17 protein-coding genes and 2 pseudogenes are annotated in these 16688 nt (G+C 66.4%); 7 read left to right on the forward strand and 12 right to left on the reverse strand.

Annotated elements, in window-relative coordinates; translation table 11 throughout:
* Both ACVBEQ_RS07265 and ACVBEQ_RS07270 read right to left on the reverse strand, forming a co-directional pair.
* On the reverse strand, positions 1–1071 hold a 1071-nt coding region (locus ACVBEQ_RS07265), incomplete at its 3' end, for a CaiB/BaiF CoA transferase family protein (protein ID WP_447156124.1).
* Positions 1072–1151: 80 nt separating this feature from the next.
* A complete protein-coding gene (locus ACVBEQ_RS07270) occupies positions 1152–2672 on the reverse strand; it encodes an SLC13 family permease (protein ID WP_447156125.1) in 1521 nt (506 codons plus the stop codon).
* 275 nt (positions 2673–2947) lie between these two features.
* Between ACVBEQ_RS07270 and ACVBEQ_RS07275 the strand changes: the two genes are divergently transcribed.
* Positions 2948–3544, forward strand: a complete 597-nt coding sequence (locus ACVBEQ_RS07275) for a FadR/GntR family transcriptional regulator (protein WP_447156126.1) — start codon at positions 2948–2950, stop codon at positions 3542–3544.
* A 40-nt stretch (positions 3545–3584) separates the two neighbouring features.
* Here ACVBEQ_RS07275 and ACVBEQ_RS07280 read toward each other — a convergent pair whose 3' ends face one another.
* The 5 genes and pseudogenes from ACVBEQ_RS07280 to ACVBEQ_RS07300 form a co-directional block, all read right to left on the reverse strand.
* The gene (locus ACVBEQ_RS07280; protein ID WP_447156127.1) at positions 3585–4436 is read right to left on the reverse strand and encodes a neutral zinc metallopeptidase; all 852 of its coding nucleotides are present in this window, start codon (positions 4434–4436) and stop codon (positions 3585–3587) included.
* Positions 4437–4720: 284 nt separating this feature from the next.
* On the reverse strand, positions 4721–5317 hold the full coding sequence (locus ACVBEQ_RS07285; protein WP_447156168.1) for a dihydrofolate reductase family protein: 597 nt from the start codon (positions 5315–5317) through the stop codon (positions 4721–4723).
* A gap of 51 nt (positions 5318–5368) precedes the next feature.
* Positions 5369–5992 (reverse strand): annotated as a pseudogene (locus ACVBEQ_RS07290) (Rossmann-fold NAD(P)-binding domain-containing protein); the annotation flags it as partial.
* Positions 5993–6085: 93 nt separating this feature from the next.
* Positions 6086–6838 (reverse strand): maleylpyruvate isomerase family mycothiol-dependent enzyme, encoded by a 753-nt coding sequence (locus tag ACVBEQ_RS07295; protein ID WP_447156128.1) that lies wholly within the window; start codon positions 6836–6838, stop codon positions 6086–6088.
* A complete protein-coding gene (locus ACVBEQ_RS07300; protein WP_447156129.1) occupies positions 6835–7455 on the reverse strand; it encodes a TetR/AcrR family transcriptional regulator in 621 nt (206 codons plus the stop codon). The genes ACVBEQ_RS07295 and ACVBEQ_RS07300 overlap by 4 nt, the downstream gene beginning before the upstream one ends.
* Before the next feature lie 114 nt (positions 7456–7569).
* On the opposite strand from ACVBEQ_RS07300, the gene ACVBEQ_RS07305 reads away from it, so the two are divergent.
* The 4 genes from ACVBEQ_RS07305 to ACVBEQ_RS07320 are packed head-to-tail and all read left to right on the forward strand — an operon-like array spanning position 7570 to position 11527.
* Positions 7570–9465 (forward strand): helix-turn-helix domain-containing protein, encoded by a 1896-nt coding sequence (locus tag ACVBEQ_RS07305; RefSeq protein ID WP_447156130.1) that lies wholly within the window; start codon positions 7570–7572, stop codon positions 9463–9465.
* A gap of 60 nt (positions 9466–9525) precedes the next feature.
* Positions 9526–10329, forward strand: a complete 804-nt coding sequence (locus ACVBEQ_RS07310; RefSeq protein ID WP_447156131.1) for a mycothiol-dependent nitroreductase Rv2466c family protein — start codon at positions 9526–9528, stop codon at positions 10327–10329.
* Positions 10319–11041, forward strand: coding sequence for a maleylpyruvate isomerase family mycothiol-dependent enzyme (locus ACVBEQ_RS07315; protein WP_447156132.1), 723 nt, complete (start codon positions 10319–10321; stop codon positions 11039–11041). The genes ACVBEQ_RS07310 and ACVBEQ_RS07315 overlap by 11 nt, the downstream gene beginning before the upstream one ends.
* Before the next feature lie 39 nt (positions 11042–11080).
* A complete protein-coding gene (locus ACVBEQ_RS07320; protein WP_447156133.1) occupies positions 11081–11527 on the forward strand; it encodes a cupin domain-containing protein in 447 nt (148 codons plus the stop codon).
* Positions 11528–11572: 45 nt separating this feature from the next.
* On the opposite strand, the gene ACVBEQ_RS07325 is transcribed toward ACVBEQ_RS07320, so the two are convergent.
* The 4 genes and pseudogenes from ACVBEQ_RS07325 to ACVBEQ_RS07340 form a co-directional block, all read right to left on the reverse strand.
* Positions 11573–12082, reverse strand: a complete 510-nt coding sequence (locus tag ACVBEQ_RS07325) for a GNAT family N-acetyltransferase (RefSeq protein WP_447156134.1) — start codon at positions 12080–12082, stop codon at positions 11573–11575.
* 150 nt (positions 12083–12232) lie between these two features.
* Positions 12233–12451, reverse strand: a pseudogene (locus tag ACVBEQ_RS07330) (MmcQ/YjbR family DNA-binding protein); the annotation flags it as partial.
* An 11-nt stretch (positions 12452–12462) separates the two neighbouring features.
* Positions 12463–12957 (reverse strand): DUF1801 domain-containing protein, encoded by a 495-nt coding sequence (locus tag ACVBEQ_RS07335; RefSeq protein WP_447156135.1) that lies wholly within the window; start codon positions 12955–12957, stop codon positions 12463–12465.
* A 153-nt stretch (positions 12958–13110) separates the two neighbouring features.
* Complete coding sequence (locus tag ACVBEQ_RS07340) at positions 13111–14190, reverse strand: alpha/beta fold hydrolase (RefSeq protein ID WP_447156136.1); 1080 nt, start codon at positions 14188–14190, stop codon at positions 13111–13113.
* A 221-nt stretch (positions 14191–14411) separates the two neighbouring features.
* On the opposite strand from ACVBEQ_RS07340, the gene ACVBEQ_RS07345 reads away from it, so the two are divergent.
* Positions 14412–14984, forward strand: coding sequence for a DinB family protein (locus ACVBEQ_RS07345; protein WP_447156137.1), 573 nt, complete (start codon positions 14412–14414; stop codon positions 14982–14984).
* 242 nt (positions 14985–15226) lie between these two features.
* The gene (locus ACVBEQ_RS07350) at positions 15227–15541 is read left to right on the forward strand and encodes a TraR/DksA family transcriptional regulator (protein ID WP_447156138.1); all 315 of its coding nucleotides are present in this window, start codon (positions 15227–15229) and stop codon (positions 15539–15541) included.
* A gap of 409 nt (positions 15542–15950) precedes the next feature.
* Here the strand turns inward: ACVBEQ_RS07350 and ACVBEQ_RS07355 are convergent, their stop codons facing one another.
* A complete protein-coding gene (locus tag ACVBEQ_RS07355; RefSeq protein WP_447156139.1) occupies positions 15951–16511 on the reverse strand; it encodes an AAA family ATPase in 561 nt (186 codons plus the stop codon).
* Positions 16512–16688 lie beyond the last annotated feature (177 nt).

Consider the following 16688-nt stretch of genomic DNA (forward strand, 5'->3'; position numbering starts at 1 on the left):
TGTCGTGCCGAGAGTCTCGTGTTCGACGTCGATCAGAAGGTGCTGGGACCTGGTTTGTACCCAGTCGTAGACCTCATCGATGGTCCGCACCTTGCCGGCAGGTATCCCGGCCCCCGCCAGCCGCTTCAACAGCGCCTCGCTATCGGTGTGTGCGAATGCCTTCTCCACCAGCTCGATGACGCGATCCCGGTTGGCAACGCGGTCCGCGTTCGTCGCCAAACCTGATGCGTTGGTGTCGATCTCGAATTCCGCGCAGAACTGACGCCACAACCCCTCACTGCCGACGGCGATCTGTACCGTGCCGTCGGCGCAGCGGAAGAGACCGTAGGGGGCGATCGAAGGGTGGTGGTTGCCCTGGGCGCGGCCGACCTCTCCGGCGACCGTCCACCGGGTGCCCTGAAACGCATGGACCCCGACGATGCTGCCCAGCAGCGACGTGCGGACGAGTTGCCCGCGGCGGGTGGAGGCCCGCTCGACAAGGCCGGCCAGCACGCCGATGACGCCGTACAGGCCCGCGAGCAGGTCACCGATCGGAACTCCGACGCGCTGCGGATCGTCGGGGCCGGATCCGGTCAGCGACATCAATCCCGCCTCGCCCTGGGCGATCTGATCGTAGCCGGCCCGGCCGCCCTCCGGTCCGTCGTGCCCGAATCCGGAGATGGACAGCGTCACCAGGCTCGGGTTGAGCGCGGTGAGTTCGCTGCCACCGAAGCCCAATCTGGCCAGCACACCCGGGCGGAAGTTCTCCACCAGGACGTCGGCCCTGGCGATCAATCTGCGCAGGGTCTGCTTGCCGTGCTCGGACTTCAGATCGAGCGCGATGGATTCCTTGTTGCGGTTGCAGGACAGGAAGTAGCTGGACTCCCGCGACTGCGAAGGATCGTCAGGTGTGATGAACGGTGGTCCCCAGCCGCGTGTGTCGTCGCCGGTCCCGGGGGTTTCCACCTTGATGACCCTGGCTCCCAGGTCACCCAGGATCATCCCGGCGTGCGGTCCGGCGAGTGCCCTGGACAGGTCGATGACAATCAACCCGGCCAACGCGCCGGCTGCCGCGGTGTCCGATCCGCTCATGTGCGGGTCGTCCACATCCGAAGTGCTCAACTCAGATCGACTCATCTCCGATCGACCCGTCTCCGATCGACCCATTGCGATCAGCCCCAGCCCGGCAGAACCAGCAGGCCCCAGCTGACGATGGGCGCGACGATCATGATCGACATACCCCACTGCATGAGCCGCTTGAAGACCATCTCCCGGTCCTTCTCCTCCGCGTTGGCGACGACGAGCGCGCCGTTGGTGGAGAACGGGCTGCAATCCACCACAGAACTCGAGATGGCCAGTGCGGTGATGAGTCCGATCGCTCCGACCTGTCCGGTCATCAGGAACGGGACAGCGAGGGGGATGAGTGCGCCGAGGATGCCGGTGGTGGAAGCGAACGCCGACACGACGGCCCCGATGAGGCAGATCAGGAACGCTGCGAGCAAGGGAACGCCGACGCCTGCGACCTGGTCGCCCAGCCAGGTGACGGTGCCTTGATCCTCGAGCAGCGACACGTAGGTGACGATGCCGCCGATCAGCAGCACGGTGCCCCAACTGATCTTGTCCACGGCACCCTTGGCGGCCTTGGGGAAGATGAGCGTCAGTCCAACGGCGACGCCGAGCGCGGTGAAGCCGACATCGAGATCGAAGACGAACGCCCCCACAGCGAGCCCGACCAGGCCGATCAGGGTCAGGATGCGCTCGGCATTCAACTGATGGTCGTCGTCGACATCGGTGGTGGTCGCGGTGCGAACCTGACCCGTTCCGCCGGTGGAGCCTCGTGTTCCGCCGCCCGAGCCGGATCCGCCCGAGCCGGATCCGCCCGAACCGGATCCGCCCGAACCGGATCCGCCCGACCGGGACCCGGGTCCGCCCCCGAGGCCGGAATGTGCCCCTGCCCGGCCGGTGGACTCGATCGCCGACTGCGGGGTGCCGGTCACCGATGAACGGGTGGCCTCCCTGGCAGCGGAGCCGGTCACCTGATCCATGTAGGCGTTGTTCTCCAACTCGTGCTCCGCAGTGTCCCTGCGGCTCAACAATTCTCGCCCACCGAATGCGAAGAAGACAACCACCGAGATGAGCAGGGCGGCACCGAAACATCCCAGGAACAGGATCAGCGGACTACCGGGCAGATCGCTGTCGGCCACCACGCCGTTGGTGATCGCGCCGAAGATGCCGATCGGCGAGAAGCTGCCGCCGGTGGCACCCATGACCACGAGGATGCCGATCAGCACCGGGTGAATCCTGAAACGTTTGCCGAAGCCGAGTGCCACCGGTGCGACGATGGCGACAGCTGCCGGCGTGATGGCGCCGATGGCAGTGATCGCCGCGCAGACCACGAACATCGCCCACGGGATCAGGGCTACCCGCCCGCCGACGGCCCGAACCGCGGCATGGACGATCCAGTCCACCGTGCCGTTGTTCTTCGCCAACGCGAACAGGTAGGTCACCCCGACGAGGATGACGAAGAGATTGCCGGGAAATCCGGAGAGCACTTCGCTCGGACCAACGTCGTACACCGTGGCGCCAACCACCGCAGCAGCCACCAGGGCCAGTGCGCCCATGTTGACCGAGCGGATGCTGGCTACCACGAAGACCAGCACAAGAACTATCAGTGCTATCACTTCAGCTGACACGACGACTCCCTTGTCGGACGAGCGGACCCTTCAGCGTTCCGGAGTGCAGCGGAACGGTGGCCACGGCGGTGATGAGTGAGTTGTTCGCGGGCCGAAGCGTCCCAAGGTCTGCGAATTGGCCTAGCCTCTCGTCCAGTGGACCACTTGTCAAGAGGTTGTTTCGGCAGAGAAACAGGCCCGTTGCAGGATAGGGGAACCCAGGTGACGCCCGTCCAGAGGCGCCTGCAGTGGCCTAGCCTCTCGACCTTTGAGCCAATCCGACTTACGATGCGGAAATGTCACTAGTCCGGCGCAAGGATGCGGCACCGCGCTTTGCCCGGCCACGGCTGTACCAGCAACTCGCCGTCCACATCACGGACTTCATCGAGGCCCAGGGACTGTCCCCGGGGGACCGGCTGCCGCCGGAACGGGAATTGGCCGTCGAACTCGGAGTCAGCCGAGCGACACTGGCCCAAGCCCTGGTCGCATTGGAGATGCAGGGCAGGGTCGCGGTCCGGCACGGGGACGGGGCGGTTGTCCTGGATCCCGCCGAACGGGTCGCCGCGGTCGTCGCCGCGCTGGTCGGGTACACCGAGGAATCGCTGGAGTCCGCACGACTGCCGGTCATCGCCGGCCTGCTGGCCGCCGCGACCCTGGCACCCATCCACGCGCGCGCAGTGCCCGAACGCATCCTCGACCAGGGCGCACCCATCGACGAGGTGTGGCATGCCGTGCGGGCAGCCGTCGGCGTCAATCCGCTGGTCGATCTGGACATTGCGCTGGAGCAGGCCGGCGCGCCGATCTCATCTCGCGTCACCGACGCGATGCCGGACCTGGTCGCGGCGATCGTGGCCGGCGATACGGCCGGGTCGTCGCTCGTAACGCCGAACTAGATCTCAGCCGGCTCAACGGCTGTGCAGCGGCGGGTTCGGCTCAGCGCTCCCCGAGGCATGACTCGATATCGCCCCGGTATCCGCGCTGGAACCAGGCGTCGCGTTGTTCGGGTGTGCCGTGACTGTCACCGGAGTAGTCGCCCATGGCGCGCGACACCCGGGTCATTTCCTCCAGTTCCCCGGGCCTGACGGCCAGGTAACCGTCCGCCTCCGCTTTGGCGAGGGTAGCTCCGCCGATGCAGTCCGCCTGTAGTTCATAGTCGTCGACCAGCACCGCCGGGGCCTCGCCGTCGTGCTGGAAGCGGGTCTGGGCGGCATGTGCGGTCTCGTGCGCGACGACCATGTAGAACACCGCCGCACCCAAGTAGCTGTACTCGCGGAAGAACTCCATATCCCAAGCCATGTAACCGGTTCCAGTGCCGATGCTCCCGCAGAAGAAGGCGTTGCCGGCCGTGTCGGCGTCATCGCCACAGCGTGGCAGGGCATCGGACGTCGAGTCGAAGAAGCCGTCCCCGTTCAGCAGTTGAGGTTGCCACCACGCCACCGGGTTACCGAAGTCGTCCTCCCAGGTGGCGAACAGGTCCGTCCAATAGGTGTTCACCACCCCGACAGCGGCAGAGACGTTTGCGCGAATCTCGGTGTCCGACGTGGTGGTCGGTGATGTGGGAGGCAGTGACGTCGAGTGACCTGATGGCAGCTCCTGCGTGCTCGGTTGGACCGTGACGGTCCGCGTCTCGGTCACCGTTCCCTGCTCGATGACCGTTCCCGCGCTCTTGGAACCGGCGGTCGTGCTCGGCAGAGTGCCGGATCCGGCGATCATCGGAGCGCAGCCGGCGAGGAGCGCGAACGTGGTCACCATTCCCGCGATAGCCGTCAGGGCGCGTGTTCTCATTGCGAGTCCTCGTCGTGAACCGTTGCCGGCGGGAGTTGGTGATCGCAGCGTTGCCGGGACAGCCGCCGCGCCACGTCTCGGAGGTTCCCGCCGGCGGTCTCCCACCGTCATCGATGCTCGATAGCAGACCGCCGGCCACCCGACGGCGTTGCGAGCACGGCAAGGCGCTGATGAAGGGACGGCCGGGGTCGCCCAGCGTCACGCCGATCAGCGGGTGAGGGTGGTCACGCCCGCCGCGCTCGCCCCCGTTTCGCACACCGGCCCCGTCAGGCAGCACCGGTTGATCAGGCCGGTCCGTAGGCGTGATGCACGACGCCGTTGTCGTACACGTCGTGTGCCTTCAGGACCAACCGGGTGGGCCCGTCGCCCTCGTTCCAGAACCGCTCACCCTTGCCGAGGGCCAGCGGGTAAACGAAGAAGTGCAGCTCGTCCACCAAGCCATCAGACAGTAGCGCCCGCACCAATTGTCCGCTGCCGGAGATGTAGATGACGCCATCCCGCTCACGCTTGAGGCGGCGGATCGCGGCGGGATCGTATGCGCCCAGGGCCGTGGTGTTCGCCCATTCCTCGCCCAGTGGTCGCGCGCCGACGACGAACTTCTGGGTCTCGTTGAAGAACGGTGCTCCGGGGTCATCCTGGGCAGTACGGTCACGCCAAGCGGGGGCGAACATCTCAAAGGTTCGCCGGCCCAACAGGATGGTCGACGACTGTCCGGTGATCGCGTCGATGGTCTCGCCCATTTTCGGGTCGAAGCCGTACTCGAACGTCCAGCTGGGCTCCTCGAAGACTCCGTCGAGGGTGATGAACTCGTGCGCTGCGATGGTGGCCATGGCGATGTTCCTCTCGGGTTGGTGGTTCCTACCTTTCCCACGAACCGGCATTGCGCGATAGGACACCGAGCCGCCGGATCTTGTGTGTGCGGTGAGACCGGCGAACCCCCCAACCCGGTTCCCGAAACCCTGCAGGTCACCTGGGTCGATCGAGGCGACGGGTAGGTCGAGCACGCGGCCGATCGCTTCGGCAATCCGTCGGGATGGGATGCCATCTTCGGCGACGGCGTGAAGCCGGATGCTGGCCCCACCGCTCTCCGTTGCGGCCTTCGCCAATCCAAGGGCTATCAGCCGAGCGGCATCGGAGCGGTGCACCGCGGCCCAGCGATTGGTCGCGTCCGCTGGGTACCCGGACACGCCCCGCTGGCGGGCAACGCCGGAGATGACCGAGATGAAGCCATGTTCACCCATGCCGTGCACGGTCGGTGCGAACCGAAAGCTCACAACAGGAACGCCGCGGTCGGCGAACTCGAACGCGAGGTTCTCGGCCCCGCCACGGGGCGACTCGGGCCCGTGGAACGGGGATGGGTCGTCCTCCGTGACGAGCCTGCCGGGGGTCAGAGCGGCCACTCCCGAAGCCAACAGGAAGGGGCGGTTGCTGCCCGCCAGCGCGTCACCGATCGTCTGAACTGCCGCCCGTTCGGCTGCGTTGGAAGTCGCAGGTCTGGCGAAGTCATGCTTGTTGGCCAGATGCACGACGGCGTCCGCACTTTCGAAGCAAGCTCTCGGCGATCGGGTTGGCTACTCGCGCCCCTGCGCGATGGAAGGGAAAGTCAATTATTCGATGTTCGCGTGACCGCCCCAGGAAGGCCACTGGCCTCAGAAGGGCACGAACTCGGCGAGGAGCCCCTGTCCGGGCTCCCGCTGGGAAAGGACCCGGCAGAACTCGACGGCGTCCATCTGGATGTCCGGCCCACCGGTGCTCTGGACGTAGCTGCCACCTGCTGGACCGGTGAGGCGCAGCGTGAACGGTTGCCCGTGACGGCCGGCCCATTCGGCGACGACGTCGGCGACAATTCGACCGTCATGAGCGGGGGTCAACGCCAGGGGCCGGCCGACGGCCCGGGAGATGTCGACCCTGTGCATCCACGGATCCCGGACCAGGATGATGTCGAGAAGATAACCAAGTCGCCAGGTCTCGGCAGTGCCGTCGGGGAGCGGTTGCTGCAGCGGGATGTGACGCATCAGTCGCCGGCTGGACCGCCAGCGGGCTGCGGCGGCCCCGGCAACCTTGATCTCAGCGATCAGCGTGGATGTGTCGAGACCCGCGTTGCGCTTCACCTGCAGGGCGGTCAGCGAGTCGATGAAGTCGCGCCCATTCCTGGTCCGGGCGGCGGTCGGCATGTAGGACAGGAACTGCCGCAGGGACGAGAAGGTCTGTGCCATGCCGAGAATGTGACCGGCAACGGCCCGAACATCCCAGTCGGGGCAATCGGTGGTGCGCGACCAGTCGGCCCCGTCAAGGGTGTTGAGCAACTGTTCCACCTGGTCGAATTCTTCGATGGCCAGTGCGGTGCACTCTGGGCGTTCGAGTCGACGGATCGCACCAATCGCGGTCGCGGTGGCGTTCATGTGCGTTTCCTTCCCGGTCTTGCGGGCTGGATGTCAACGGCCTGGATGTGACGGACGAACATGAGGGCGGCGTCGTCGACGAGTCGAGTCCACCGATCGCCGCCCGGTTCGTTGGAGTTCTGCTGGGCGGCCAGCCCGGAGCCGAGCGCGGTGAACAGGTCGATGACCTCGGGCCGGTTCAGGCCGTGGTCGTTGAACCAGTCGCGTGTCAGCTGCATGGCGGTCTGTGAGATGGCATATGACTCGGCTGATGGCTCGAATCCGGGAATGGTGCGCTGGAACAGCAATTGATGCCGGACGGGGTCTGCAACGCAGAAGCTGACGAAGTAGCTCAGAATGACCTTGATGCCGTCCAACAGATCGGCGGGGACGTGCATCGGCCGTCCTTCGAGGAATTGCCGGCACCCTTGCGCGAACATTGCGTCGTAGATCGCGTTCTTGGACTCGAAGTAGGAGTACATCGACGGCGCTTTCAACCCGATCTGCTGGGCAAGATCCCGCATTGACAACGAAGAAAGACCGCCGGCCGCGCACAGTCCCCACGCCGCCTCGAGAATCTCCGCCCTCGTTGCCGAGCGACGTTCGGCACGTCGATCCCTGTTCGGAGTGCCTAACATCGTTCGATGTTAGGCCGCCGAATTCACCTGCGTCAAGACTTTCGCGCGTGTTCGTGCAGGGCTACCCAGATGTTCCCGATTGCCGCGGCCCCGCCAGGTGGTCACACTCCGAGCGTGACCAGCGCGTGGGAGGACGATCCGGGCGTGGCCCGGCTGCTGGCAGCGGCCGCCGTGGCGGGCCCACGCTTTCGGCTCGTTGTGATGGCCAAGGTTCTCGGGCTGGATCCGGGTGACTGTGTGGTCGCGGTGGACCGGGCGGTCCGCGCGGGCGTGCTGGTCATCGCGCCCGACGCCGGCGAGGGTTGGTACGCGGATGAGGGCGCTCGCCGCGTCGCCGAAGGGAGTCTCACGTTGGCGGAACGCGTCGGTCTCCACCGGCGGTTCGCCGAGGTGCTGGAGTCCGAACCGGGTCCCGATCACGGGCAGATCGCGCAGCACCTTACGGCAGCTTCCGCGGCCACCTTGGATCCGGTGGATCGAGCTCGGCTCCAAATCCGTTTGGCCGGCAACAGTCTGGCCGCCGGGGAACTCTTGACTGCCCGTGCCGCGGTGCGGGCCGCGGTCGCTGTGGCCCGCCGCTCTGGCTCGGCGCAGCTGTTGGCGGACGCGGCGTCGACCCTGGAGCCCCTGGGTGAGTCCTCATGGGATGGGGATGTCTACCAGTGGTGTGCGGAGGCGCTCGCGGCCGCCGGGCTCGATGACCACACCCGGGTCCGGTTGCTGGCCCGGCAGGCACAGGCGGCGGTGTACTGCGGCCACTGGACCGAGGCGCTCGAGTTGAGCGACGAGGCCCTCCGCGGCGCCGAAGTTCTCGGTGATCGGTCCTTGGTCATCGATGCGCTCACCGCCCGTCAGTTGGCGACGAGCGGGCCGGACGACATCGAGGAGCTGGTACGGCTTGCTGATCGGATGGCGGATCTCGGCACGTCGACGGGTCGCGCGGACGTTGAGATGTGGGGGTGCCTCTGGCGCATTGACGCCCTCGGGTTCGTGGGCGATTTGACGGCGATCGAGGCTGAGACGACCCGGCTGGCGAGCTGCGTCGGACGCATCGACGACAGCTCTAGCCGCTGGCATCTGCTAGGGGCGCAAGCTGCGTTGGCGTTGGCCCGGGCGGAGTTCGCGCGAGCCGAGCGTCTCCAGGGTGAGGCGGTCGAGCTCCTGGAGCAGATTGGTCATCCGGCCGTGCACGGCGCTTCGGTGTCGTTTCAGGTGTGGCTTGGCCACCATGTCGGACACTCCGAGGAGATCCTCGAGCCCGAGGTCTGGGAGTTCGGCACCGACCCGCGCTGGGCGCTGGGTGCACGCCTGTTCCGTGCATTCGTGTTGGTGGACTGCGGCCGCACCGAGGAGGCGGCCGTCCAGTACCAGCGATGCGGTGCTCCACAAGGCTGGGACATTGCGCGCTGGGGAGTGCTGCCGGTGTGGGCGATAGCGGCCAGGGTGGCCGCCGCACTGGGTGCGGACAACGACGCCAGGTATCTCTGCGGCCGGTTGGAGCCCCATCGCGGGCGGTACGTCGTGGGTGGCGGTGGTGCAACGCGTTACCTGGGGCCTGTCGAGCTGACCCTGGGGGCCTGTGCCAGTGCGCTCGGCGACTGGACCGCCGCACGACAGGACCTGCGCCGAGCCGGCACCTTGTGCCGCGAGGCCGGTATGCCGGGCCTTCGGGTGGAAGCCGACTGCCTGCTCGCCGAGGCGCTTGACGCGTCGGGAGACCCGGTCGCCGCCAGGGCCGTTGCGAGGGAGGCGATATCGATCGCCCGCACGCTGGGGATGCCCCCCTGGACCAGGCGGCTGGAGCAGTTCGCGGTCCCGAACCCGCTCAGCCCCCGAGAGCGGCAGATCGCCGCGCTGGTGGCAGATGGCCTCAGCAACCGGGAGATCGCGGCGCGCCTGGTCATCTCTGAACGCACCGCGCAGAACCACGTGCAGCACATCCTGGGCAAACTCGGTTTCGGAAACCGGGCGCTGATCGCCGCCTGGATTGAGCGGAACCGATCCCGATGAGCAGCCGGATGAGTAATTCGAACGATGTGTCTGCTGCCCCTCGACCGCTTTGCTTCCATTGTGGAACGACTCGACTCACCGAACGGCGGGCCTGACCGGGCGCTGTGGGAGTCCGTGGTGACCGCATACCGGAAGAAGGTCGACGGTGATGCGCCGCCGCCCGGTTCGAACCAGCGCACGGAGGCCGCCCGGGCGAGGCTCGCGATCGACCGCGGTGCGAGCACAGTCGTCGACCTGTATGTCGACCCGATCTGCCCGTACACATGGGTCGCCGCCTGCTGGTTACGCGAGGTCGGCCGGCTGCGGCCGGTAGAAGTGCGACACCACGTCATGAGCCTGCACCTCCTGAACGCCGGTGGGGTGCTCGAGAAGCGCTACGCCGGGATGGTCGGTCCTTCTCGCGTGGCGATGGCAGTGGCGCAGCACCACGGTCGTGACGCACTGCGCGCCTGGCATCGCGAGTTCGGTCACAGGATCTTCGACCACTGGAGATACCCGTCGCCCAGGGAGTATCGGGCCGCCACATGTGACGCGCTGGCCGCGACGGGCCTGCCGACCGACCTGGCACACGTCGCGAGGTCGGACGCGTATGACGACGCGCTACGCCGCAGCACCGACGAGGCGATCCTCCCGGTCGGACTCGACGTCGGCACACCGGTCGTTCATGTCAACGGAGTTGCCTTCTTCGGCCCGATCCTTAACGCGGTTCCCCTCGGGGCGGTAGCCCTCCGGCTCTTCGACGGCATTCGGCTGCTGGCCGAGAGCCCCGATTTCTACGAGTTGAAGCGCACCCGGACCGGTCCCCCCGATGTCTGGTACCCGCCGGACGATGTCGTCGACGAAGGGCGCACCCATGAACCATGACCTGCTGTGGACGGCGATCGATACGCAGCGGCTCCGCACCACCGACCTGCTCGGGGAGCTGACACCAGGGGAGTGGGACACTTCCTCGCTGTGCGACGGTTGGACCGTCCGAGACGTGGCCGCACATCTGACCCTGCAACAGATGACCATCGGCTCGGCACTCCTGACTGCTCTGCGGCATCCCGGCAGCCTCAACCACATCATCAACGCATCGGCACGCCGCCGGGCCGAGCAGCCGTCCGACCAGCTCATCGCCCAGATCCGCGGCATGGTCGGCTCTCGCCGGCACAACGTCGGTGTCACGCCCCTGGAGACGCTCATCGACATCGTCGTGCACGGCCAGGACGTCGCTGTCCCGCTCGGACGAAACCTCGCCGTGGACCCGTGGGCCGCCGCGACGACTGCTGACCGGCTGTGGTGGAGCCGATCCACCCGGATCGGCCGCCTGAAAGCGAGGGTGTTCGCGGACCTGGACCACCACGGTCTTCGGTTCGTCGCCACGGACGCGGACTGGTCGGCCGGGGACGGGGAGGAAGTCCGGGGCCCGTTGCTGTCCATCGTGCTCGTGCTCGCCGGCCGCCCGGTCGGTGCGGAACACCTGGAAGGTTCAGGCGTTTCCATTCTCTGCCAACGACTTTCATCGAGCTCCAACACCCTCAACAGCGCAGTGGCAAGGAACCATCATCCATCTTCCGACGACCCGGGCATCTGAAGCACCCAACCCAGACATCGACAACCTGATGGAGGAGCCATGAGCACCATTCACGTCCGACCTGGAGAGGGCCGGCACTTTCCGATGATCGACGGCGACCACATCGCGAAGGCCTCCGTACACGACGCAGGCGGGGCCTTCGAGGTCTTCGAGGTGATCGCGCCCGCCGCACCGATGGCGCCACCGCATGTCTCGCCATGGACCGGCGTGCTGTTCCTGATCCAGGGCCGGATCACCGCACTCGTCGACAACACGTCGTACGACGTGGAGCCCGGTGGGCTGGTCGTATTCCCGGCCGGGACCCCGAGCACCTTCGGAGTCATCGGTGAGTCTGCCCGGTTCGTGGCGATCACCTCCGGCGACGGCGCCGGGCGGTTCTTCGCCGACTTCGCCGGCTCGGTGCCGGTGGACCGGCCGGTCGAGGAGGTGATGCAGGCAATTCTCTCGGTGACCAAGCGCCACGGCGTTGCGCTCGCGAGCACGTGAGCAGCACCGGTCATTTCGCCGCGTGTGGCGATCGGGGTAACTGGACTATCGCCTGTGCTGACCGCCGCGGACCATGCGGATGACCCGCATTCCGCTCTCGACCTGGGCCGCCCCGTCGGCGTCGAAGCCGTGCTTGCGGTAGAAGGCCTGGGCACGCGGGTTGGGGTCGGCCACCCACAGTGCCACCGACTCCCCCGGATCGACGACCGCCTCCAGCAGCGCCGGCCCCGCACCGGTGCCGTGATCGGCGACGTACACGTAGAGCACGTAGAGGTGCCTCGCCCACCCAGCGGCGGGATCCAACGCCGGGCCCGACATGGCGATTCCGATCAACTCGCCGTCCCGCTCGGCGACAGCCACCCGATTGGGTCGATGGCGCTCGTCAGTCAACGCCGCAGTCCAGAACCGCTCCCGAACGGCCAGTAAGCCTGGGTCGTCGAGGTCTGCGTCCGACATGAGTCCCCGGTAAGTCTCCTGCCAGCACCGCACATTCACGCGCGCCATCTGCACGACGTCCTCGATTCGAGCCGGACGGACGGCCAGGGGCGAGCTCATCGCCGAATGGTAGGCCGCCGAACCCGTCTCGCCCCGGCGGTGACAGCAGCCGCCACACGAGATGTCTGCTGCTGTCGTCAATGGGTCGCGCAGCAGTTCTCGAGGAGTTTGATCGGGTCCGCAGAAGGTGGTGGTCGCTGTCAGAGCGGTTCAGCCGGGGCCGTCGGGATGGGCGAGATCGTAGGCACGCGAGAGTTTCTTGGGGACGACCATGCGCCAGGCATCAACGACGAGCTCGCGGACCCCGCTGGGTGCCAGCGCCGCCAGATCGGTGTGGATCCAGTTGCAGCGCAGGTCCGTCGCGGAGGGCAGCTGAAACTTCTGCGGCTCGCCGACGACCAGGGCTGCCCTCTCCTCCTTGGGGAACGCCAAACTCGCGTTCAACGCTTCTTGCCACCCATGCCCGGCACGGACGCGACTTGGTTCATCCACGCCGCGACCTGGGGTGCGTCCAGGTCATCTACGGACGTGAGCTCCACACCTCGTGTCGACTTGCCCATCCCCACCGGCGTCACCGGTGGTACCGGCTCGAGCGCCACGCCATTGACGAACATCAGCTTCACATGGCCCGCGAAGCCGCCACAGCTGAAACACCACCCGTCGCCGACGCCGTAGTACGACATGCCCCACTTCACCGAACGCTGGAGCCCGGGCAGCGTCTTGGCCGCCAGCGCATCGACCGCTTCCGCGATGCCGCGCTGCGGTTGCGGCAGGCTGGCGATATAGGCGAAGACTGGCTTGTCACCGACCGCTGCCTTCGCGGGGCTCGCCCTGCCGGTCATCGCCTCTGGCAGGGTGGTGCCGACGCCAGCTTCTACAGAGGTGCTTCGGGGCGGCTTGTCATGTGCGTTCTTGCCGTGGTGGTCGGAACTCATGGCTTCTCCTGCGTCGGGCGATTGATCCTCTCGCCCCGTAGACCGGCGGAACCACGTGTACTCATCGCTTCCCGCAGGGCGGAGTCACATTTTCTTGTCGAACGGAGTGGGCAAAGGAGTTGATGAGAACGGCGTCATCCGCCGCAGTGGCTCTCAGGGTGGGTCGCTGTCATGGTCGGCCAGGGTTGTTGCCCCGGCGAGCACGTCGTGTTCCAGGATGCGATGGGCCCGCACGGGTTCTTCCAGCAGAGGGCTGTGCGCGGAATTGTCGAAGGTGTAGAAGCCCTTGACCGGTGCCTGCAGCTGATCAAAGTAGTCCCTTGCCAACGAGCTGACACAGGTGTAATCGAACTTGCCTTCCAAGAAGTACACCGGGATCTGCAGCGCGGGAACACTTTTGCGGACGTCAATCCTGATGAATTGATCCCAGAGACCGAAGCTGCGGGAGAATGCCCGCCCGCGCCAGAGGTTGAGCTTCTCCCGCACCGTGTAGCCGCGGAACCGCCAGGATGCCAAGAAGATCCCGGTGATTACTGAGGTCATGTCATGAGTGGTGCCTATCCCGAGCCGGTGCATCGCGGTGTCCCGCAGCTTGAGGTATTCGCCCGACGTCCCGCCGGTCATCGATACCGGTGCAGCCCGAAGTTTTCGCACCATCGCGGTGTCGCCGCGCTCTTGGTAGGTGGCCAGCATGTAGTCGTAGGCCATCTTCTCGGATTCAAGCTGATGCACCATCTGCGCCATTCCGAGGTATGCCTTGTAGCGTTCCGGTGCCCGTGCTGCTGCCTGCAGGGCGATGAAGCTGCCCCAGGAATGACCCAGGAGGTAGATCCGGTCCTGGCGAAACCTATCCCGTAGGTAATCGGTCACTGCGATGGTGTCGGCAATGAACTGTTCGATCGTCATCGTGTCAGGTGCTATGTGAGGGTCGTAGGAAAGGGCGGCACCGCGCTGATCCCACCAGACGAGGGTGAACAGGTCTTCCAGGCCGGTCGGATAGTCCTGGGTGAGGGGGTAATCGGGCATTCCTGGTCCGCCGTGCACCCACAGCAGAATCGGGTTGGCGAAATCCTGACCGCGGATGATCAGGCCCTGCCGAGCGCCGTTGATCAGCACCGAGACCTTCTCCGAGATGCTTTCGGTCAGGGGTCGGCCGTTCGCATCGGTGAACGGCTCTGCGTTTCCACCTTTCCGCCACAGCAGCAACCTGTGCCGGCGCAATGTCGATGCCAACGGTGGTCCCTCCTACCTTCACCCCTCGACCGCACGTTCTTCCGTAGCCTCTGCCGCGGCTGGGTGCGCCGCCAGAGCCGAACGACCCGTGATGGCCTCTCGTTCGCGATGACCGGTCTGACCAGCGCCGCAGGACGCGTTCGGGGTGGTCAGCGAGGCTGAGCCTTTCCTGTTCGGAAACTCGGTCGTCGACCTCGGCGCGGTAGGTCGATACTCCCCGGATGAGCGAACCGGTGAGTCGTTGGTCCAGCGCTGTTTCCGAACCCGAGATGTGGGTCGATCCGGATGACGATCCGCGTGAGAATCAGGCCTCGGGGATTGATGAACGCAGCATCCTGATCGATTACCTGCGCCGTTACCGGCTGACCATGCAGATGAAGTGTGCCGACCTGAACGCCGAGCAGCTCGCGCGCAGATCCGTTCCGCCGTCGACCATGTCGCTGCTCGGAATGGTCCGCCACATGGCGGATGTGGAGCGGAACTGGTTCCGGCGGGTGATGGCGGACGATCATGCCCCGCCCTTGTACTACTCGCCGGAACAGCCGGATGGCGATTGGGCTGGCGCGCGCGCCGATGACGCCCTCGTCACTGAGGCGTTCCAGTCGTGGCGCGACGAGGTCGCGTTCGCGGAGGACTACGTCGACCGGACCGATGACCTCGGGACCCTGGGAACGCATCATGGCGATCCAGTCCCATTGCGGGACGTCCTGGTGCACATGATCGAGGAGTACGCCCGGCATTGTGGTCACGCGGACCTCCTGCGCGAATGCATCGACGGCAGGGTCGGCCAGTAGCAATCGGCCTACCCGGGTCAGGAGGTGGACGCGGTGAGGGCCAGGCGGGCCAGTGCATCCGGGTTGGCGAAGGGAATCATGTGAGCTGCCCGGGGCATGCCTCCTGACGTACGACCCAGGGGCTCGGCCGGGCACTCCCGATGTTGCGGGCTGATGCACGACGGTGCTGAACTGTGGCTGTGACCTCCGGCCGATCGCAACCGCCTGCGGAGTCCGCCGCGGCGGTTCCCGAACCGTTGCTCATGGCTCTTCGGCAGGATCTGACTGCGGAACTCGAAGCAAACCAGGTCGCGTTGGACGATCTCCGGCTGCAACGATCAAGTCGGTTCGACGACGACGAGCACGACCCCGAGGGGTTACCGCTGTCGGGGGAGTATGCGCGTCTCGATGGCCTGCGGCGGGCTACGGAACGCCGCATGGCCGAAGTGAATATGGCACTCACCAACGCCAAGGCCGGCCACTACGGTGTATGCCGTGTCTGCGGCGGCGTCATCCCGGCCGGTCGACTGGAGGTGCGGCCGACGGCCACCGAGTGTGTGACGTGCGCCGCTCGGTGAAAGGCTTGTAGGGGATGCTGCCCGTCTTGGACCAAGGCAAGAGCCCTGTCCTGAACAGCGATCCGGCGCCGACTGCACCGGCACCCACGGGACAGCACAGGATCTCGCCGCGGCAACGACCAGAAGCTCTGCGAGGTAACACAATTCAATTCGTAGGGCAGAACAGAGAGTTACTCAGTGAATGGTAGCCGATCGGGCACGTGCATTCCTGTCCGGACGCCACCTATCCGGCGATCTGGGCCCGCGAGCTGAAGCCCAGTGCGTTCAGCGTCCGGTGATCCGGGCCAGCAGATCAGCTGACTTCGAACGGAATGCGTCCCCGCAACTCCGGCGGAATCACGCTGAGCCGTTCCGTGTGGCTTCGCAGGAAACCCGGCCTCGAGAACCTCCGCCCATCAGTGGAATCGCGTCACGGCACCGGCCCGCGCAGCGCCCGCGTCACCAGCTCCACGGTGCCCTCGACAGCGCCCAGCACACTGGGCACGATCGTCACTCCCGGGCGGCCCGAGACAACGTCCAACAGGTCGTCGTACATCCTTCCCAGGAGGGCCGGGCCGCCTCGCTGACCGACGAGTCGATGGTGGTGGCGGATCCACGGGTCGTCGACGTCGTCGGCGCGACGATCGAATCGTCGGATCGACGCACCCCGATCGTCCAGCAGGAGCACCTCACGGAACTCTGCGCCGTGAGCCGCCGAGAGGTCTGCGAAGGCGGTGATCTCGCTGAGCTTGCCGAGGTACTGGGGCATCACGACGTCGCGGCCGCTGCGCAAATGGCTCGCTGCCATCGCCCGGACGAGCGGCGAGACCACCGGCCAGGTGTCGATCTCCTCGTCCTGCCATCCGCCGACCAACTGATGCACGCGGTCGACGTCGAGGTTCAGGGTGCCCGGATTCCGGTCGGCGTACATCGCGGCCACCGTGGACTTGCCGATGCCCGGTGGCCCGTTGAGATGGACGAGACGCGCCACCGTGCCACGGTAAGGCGGCGCAGCGCGCTTCACACCGGGTTCGCGGTCAGAGGTTCACCGCAACCGGTCATCGCCGCGAGTGGCGGCCCGTTCCTCGGCCCGCGAATCTGATCGCGCGGGCGTGCTGTTGGCTCTGGTGCAAGTACCCCTGCGAAGGCACCGATCAGTTTCGTGACC

The organism is Nakamurella sp. GG22, assembly GCF_052976845.2.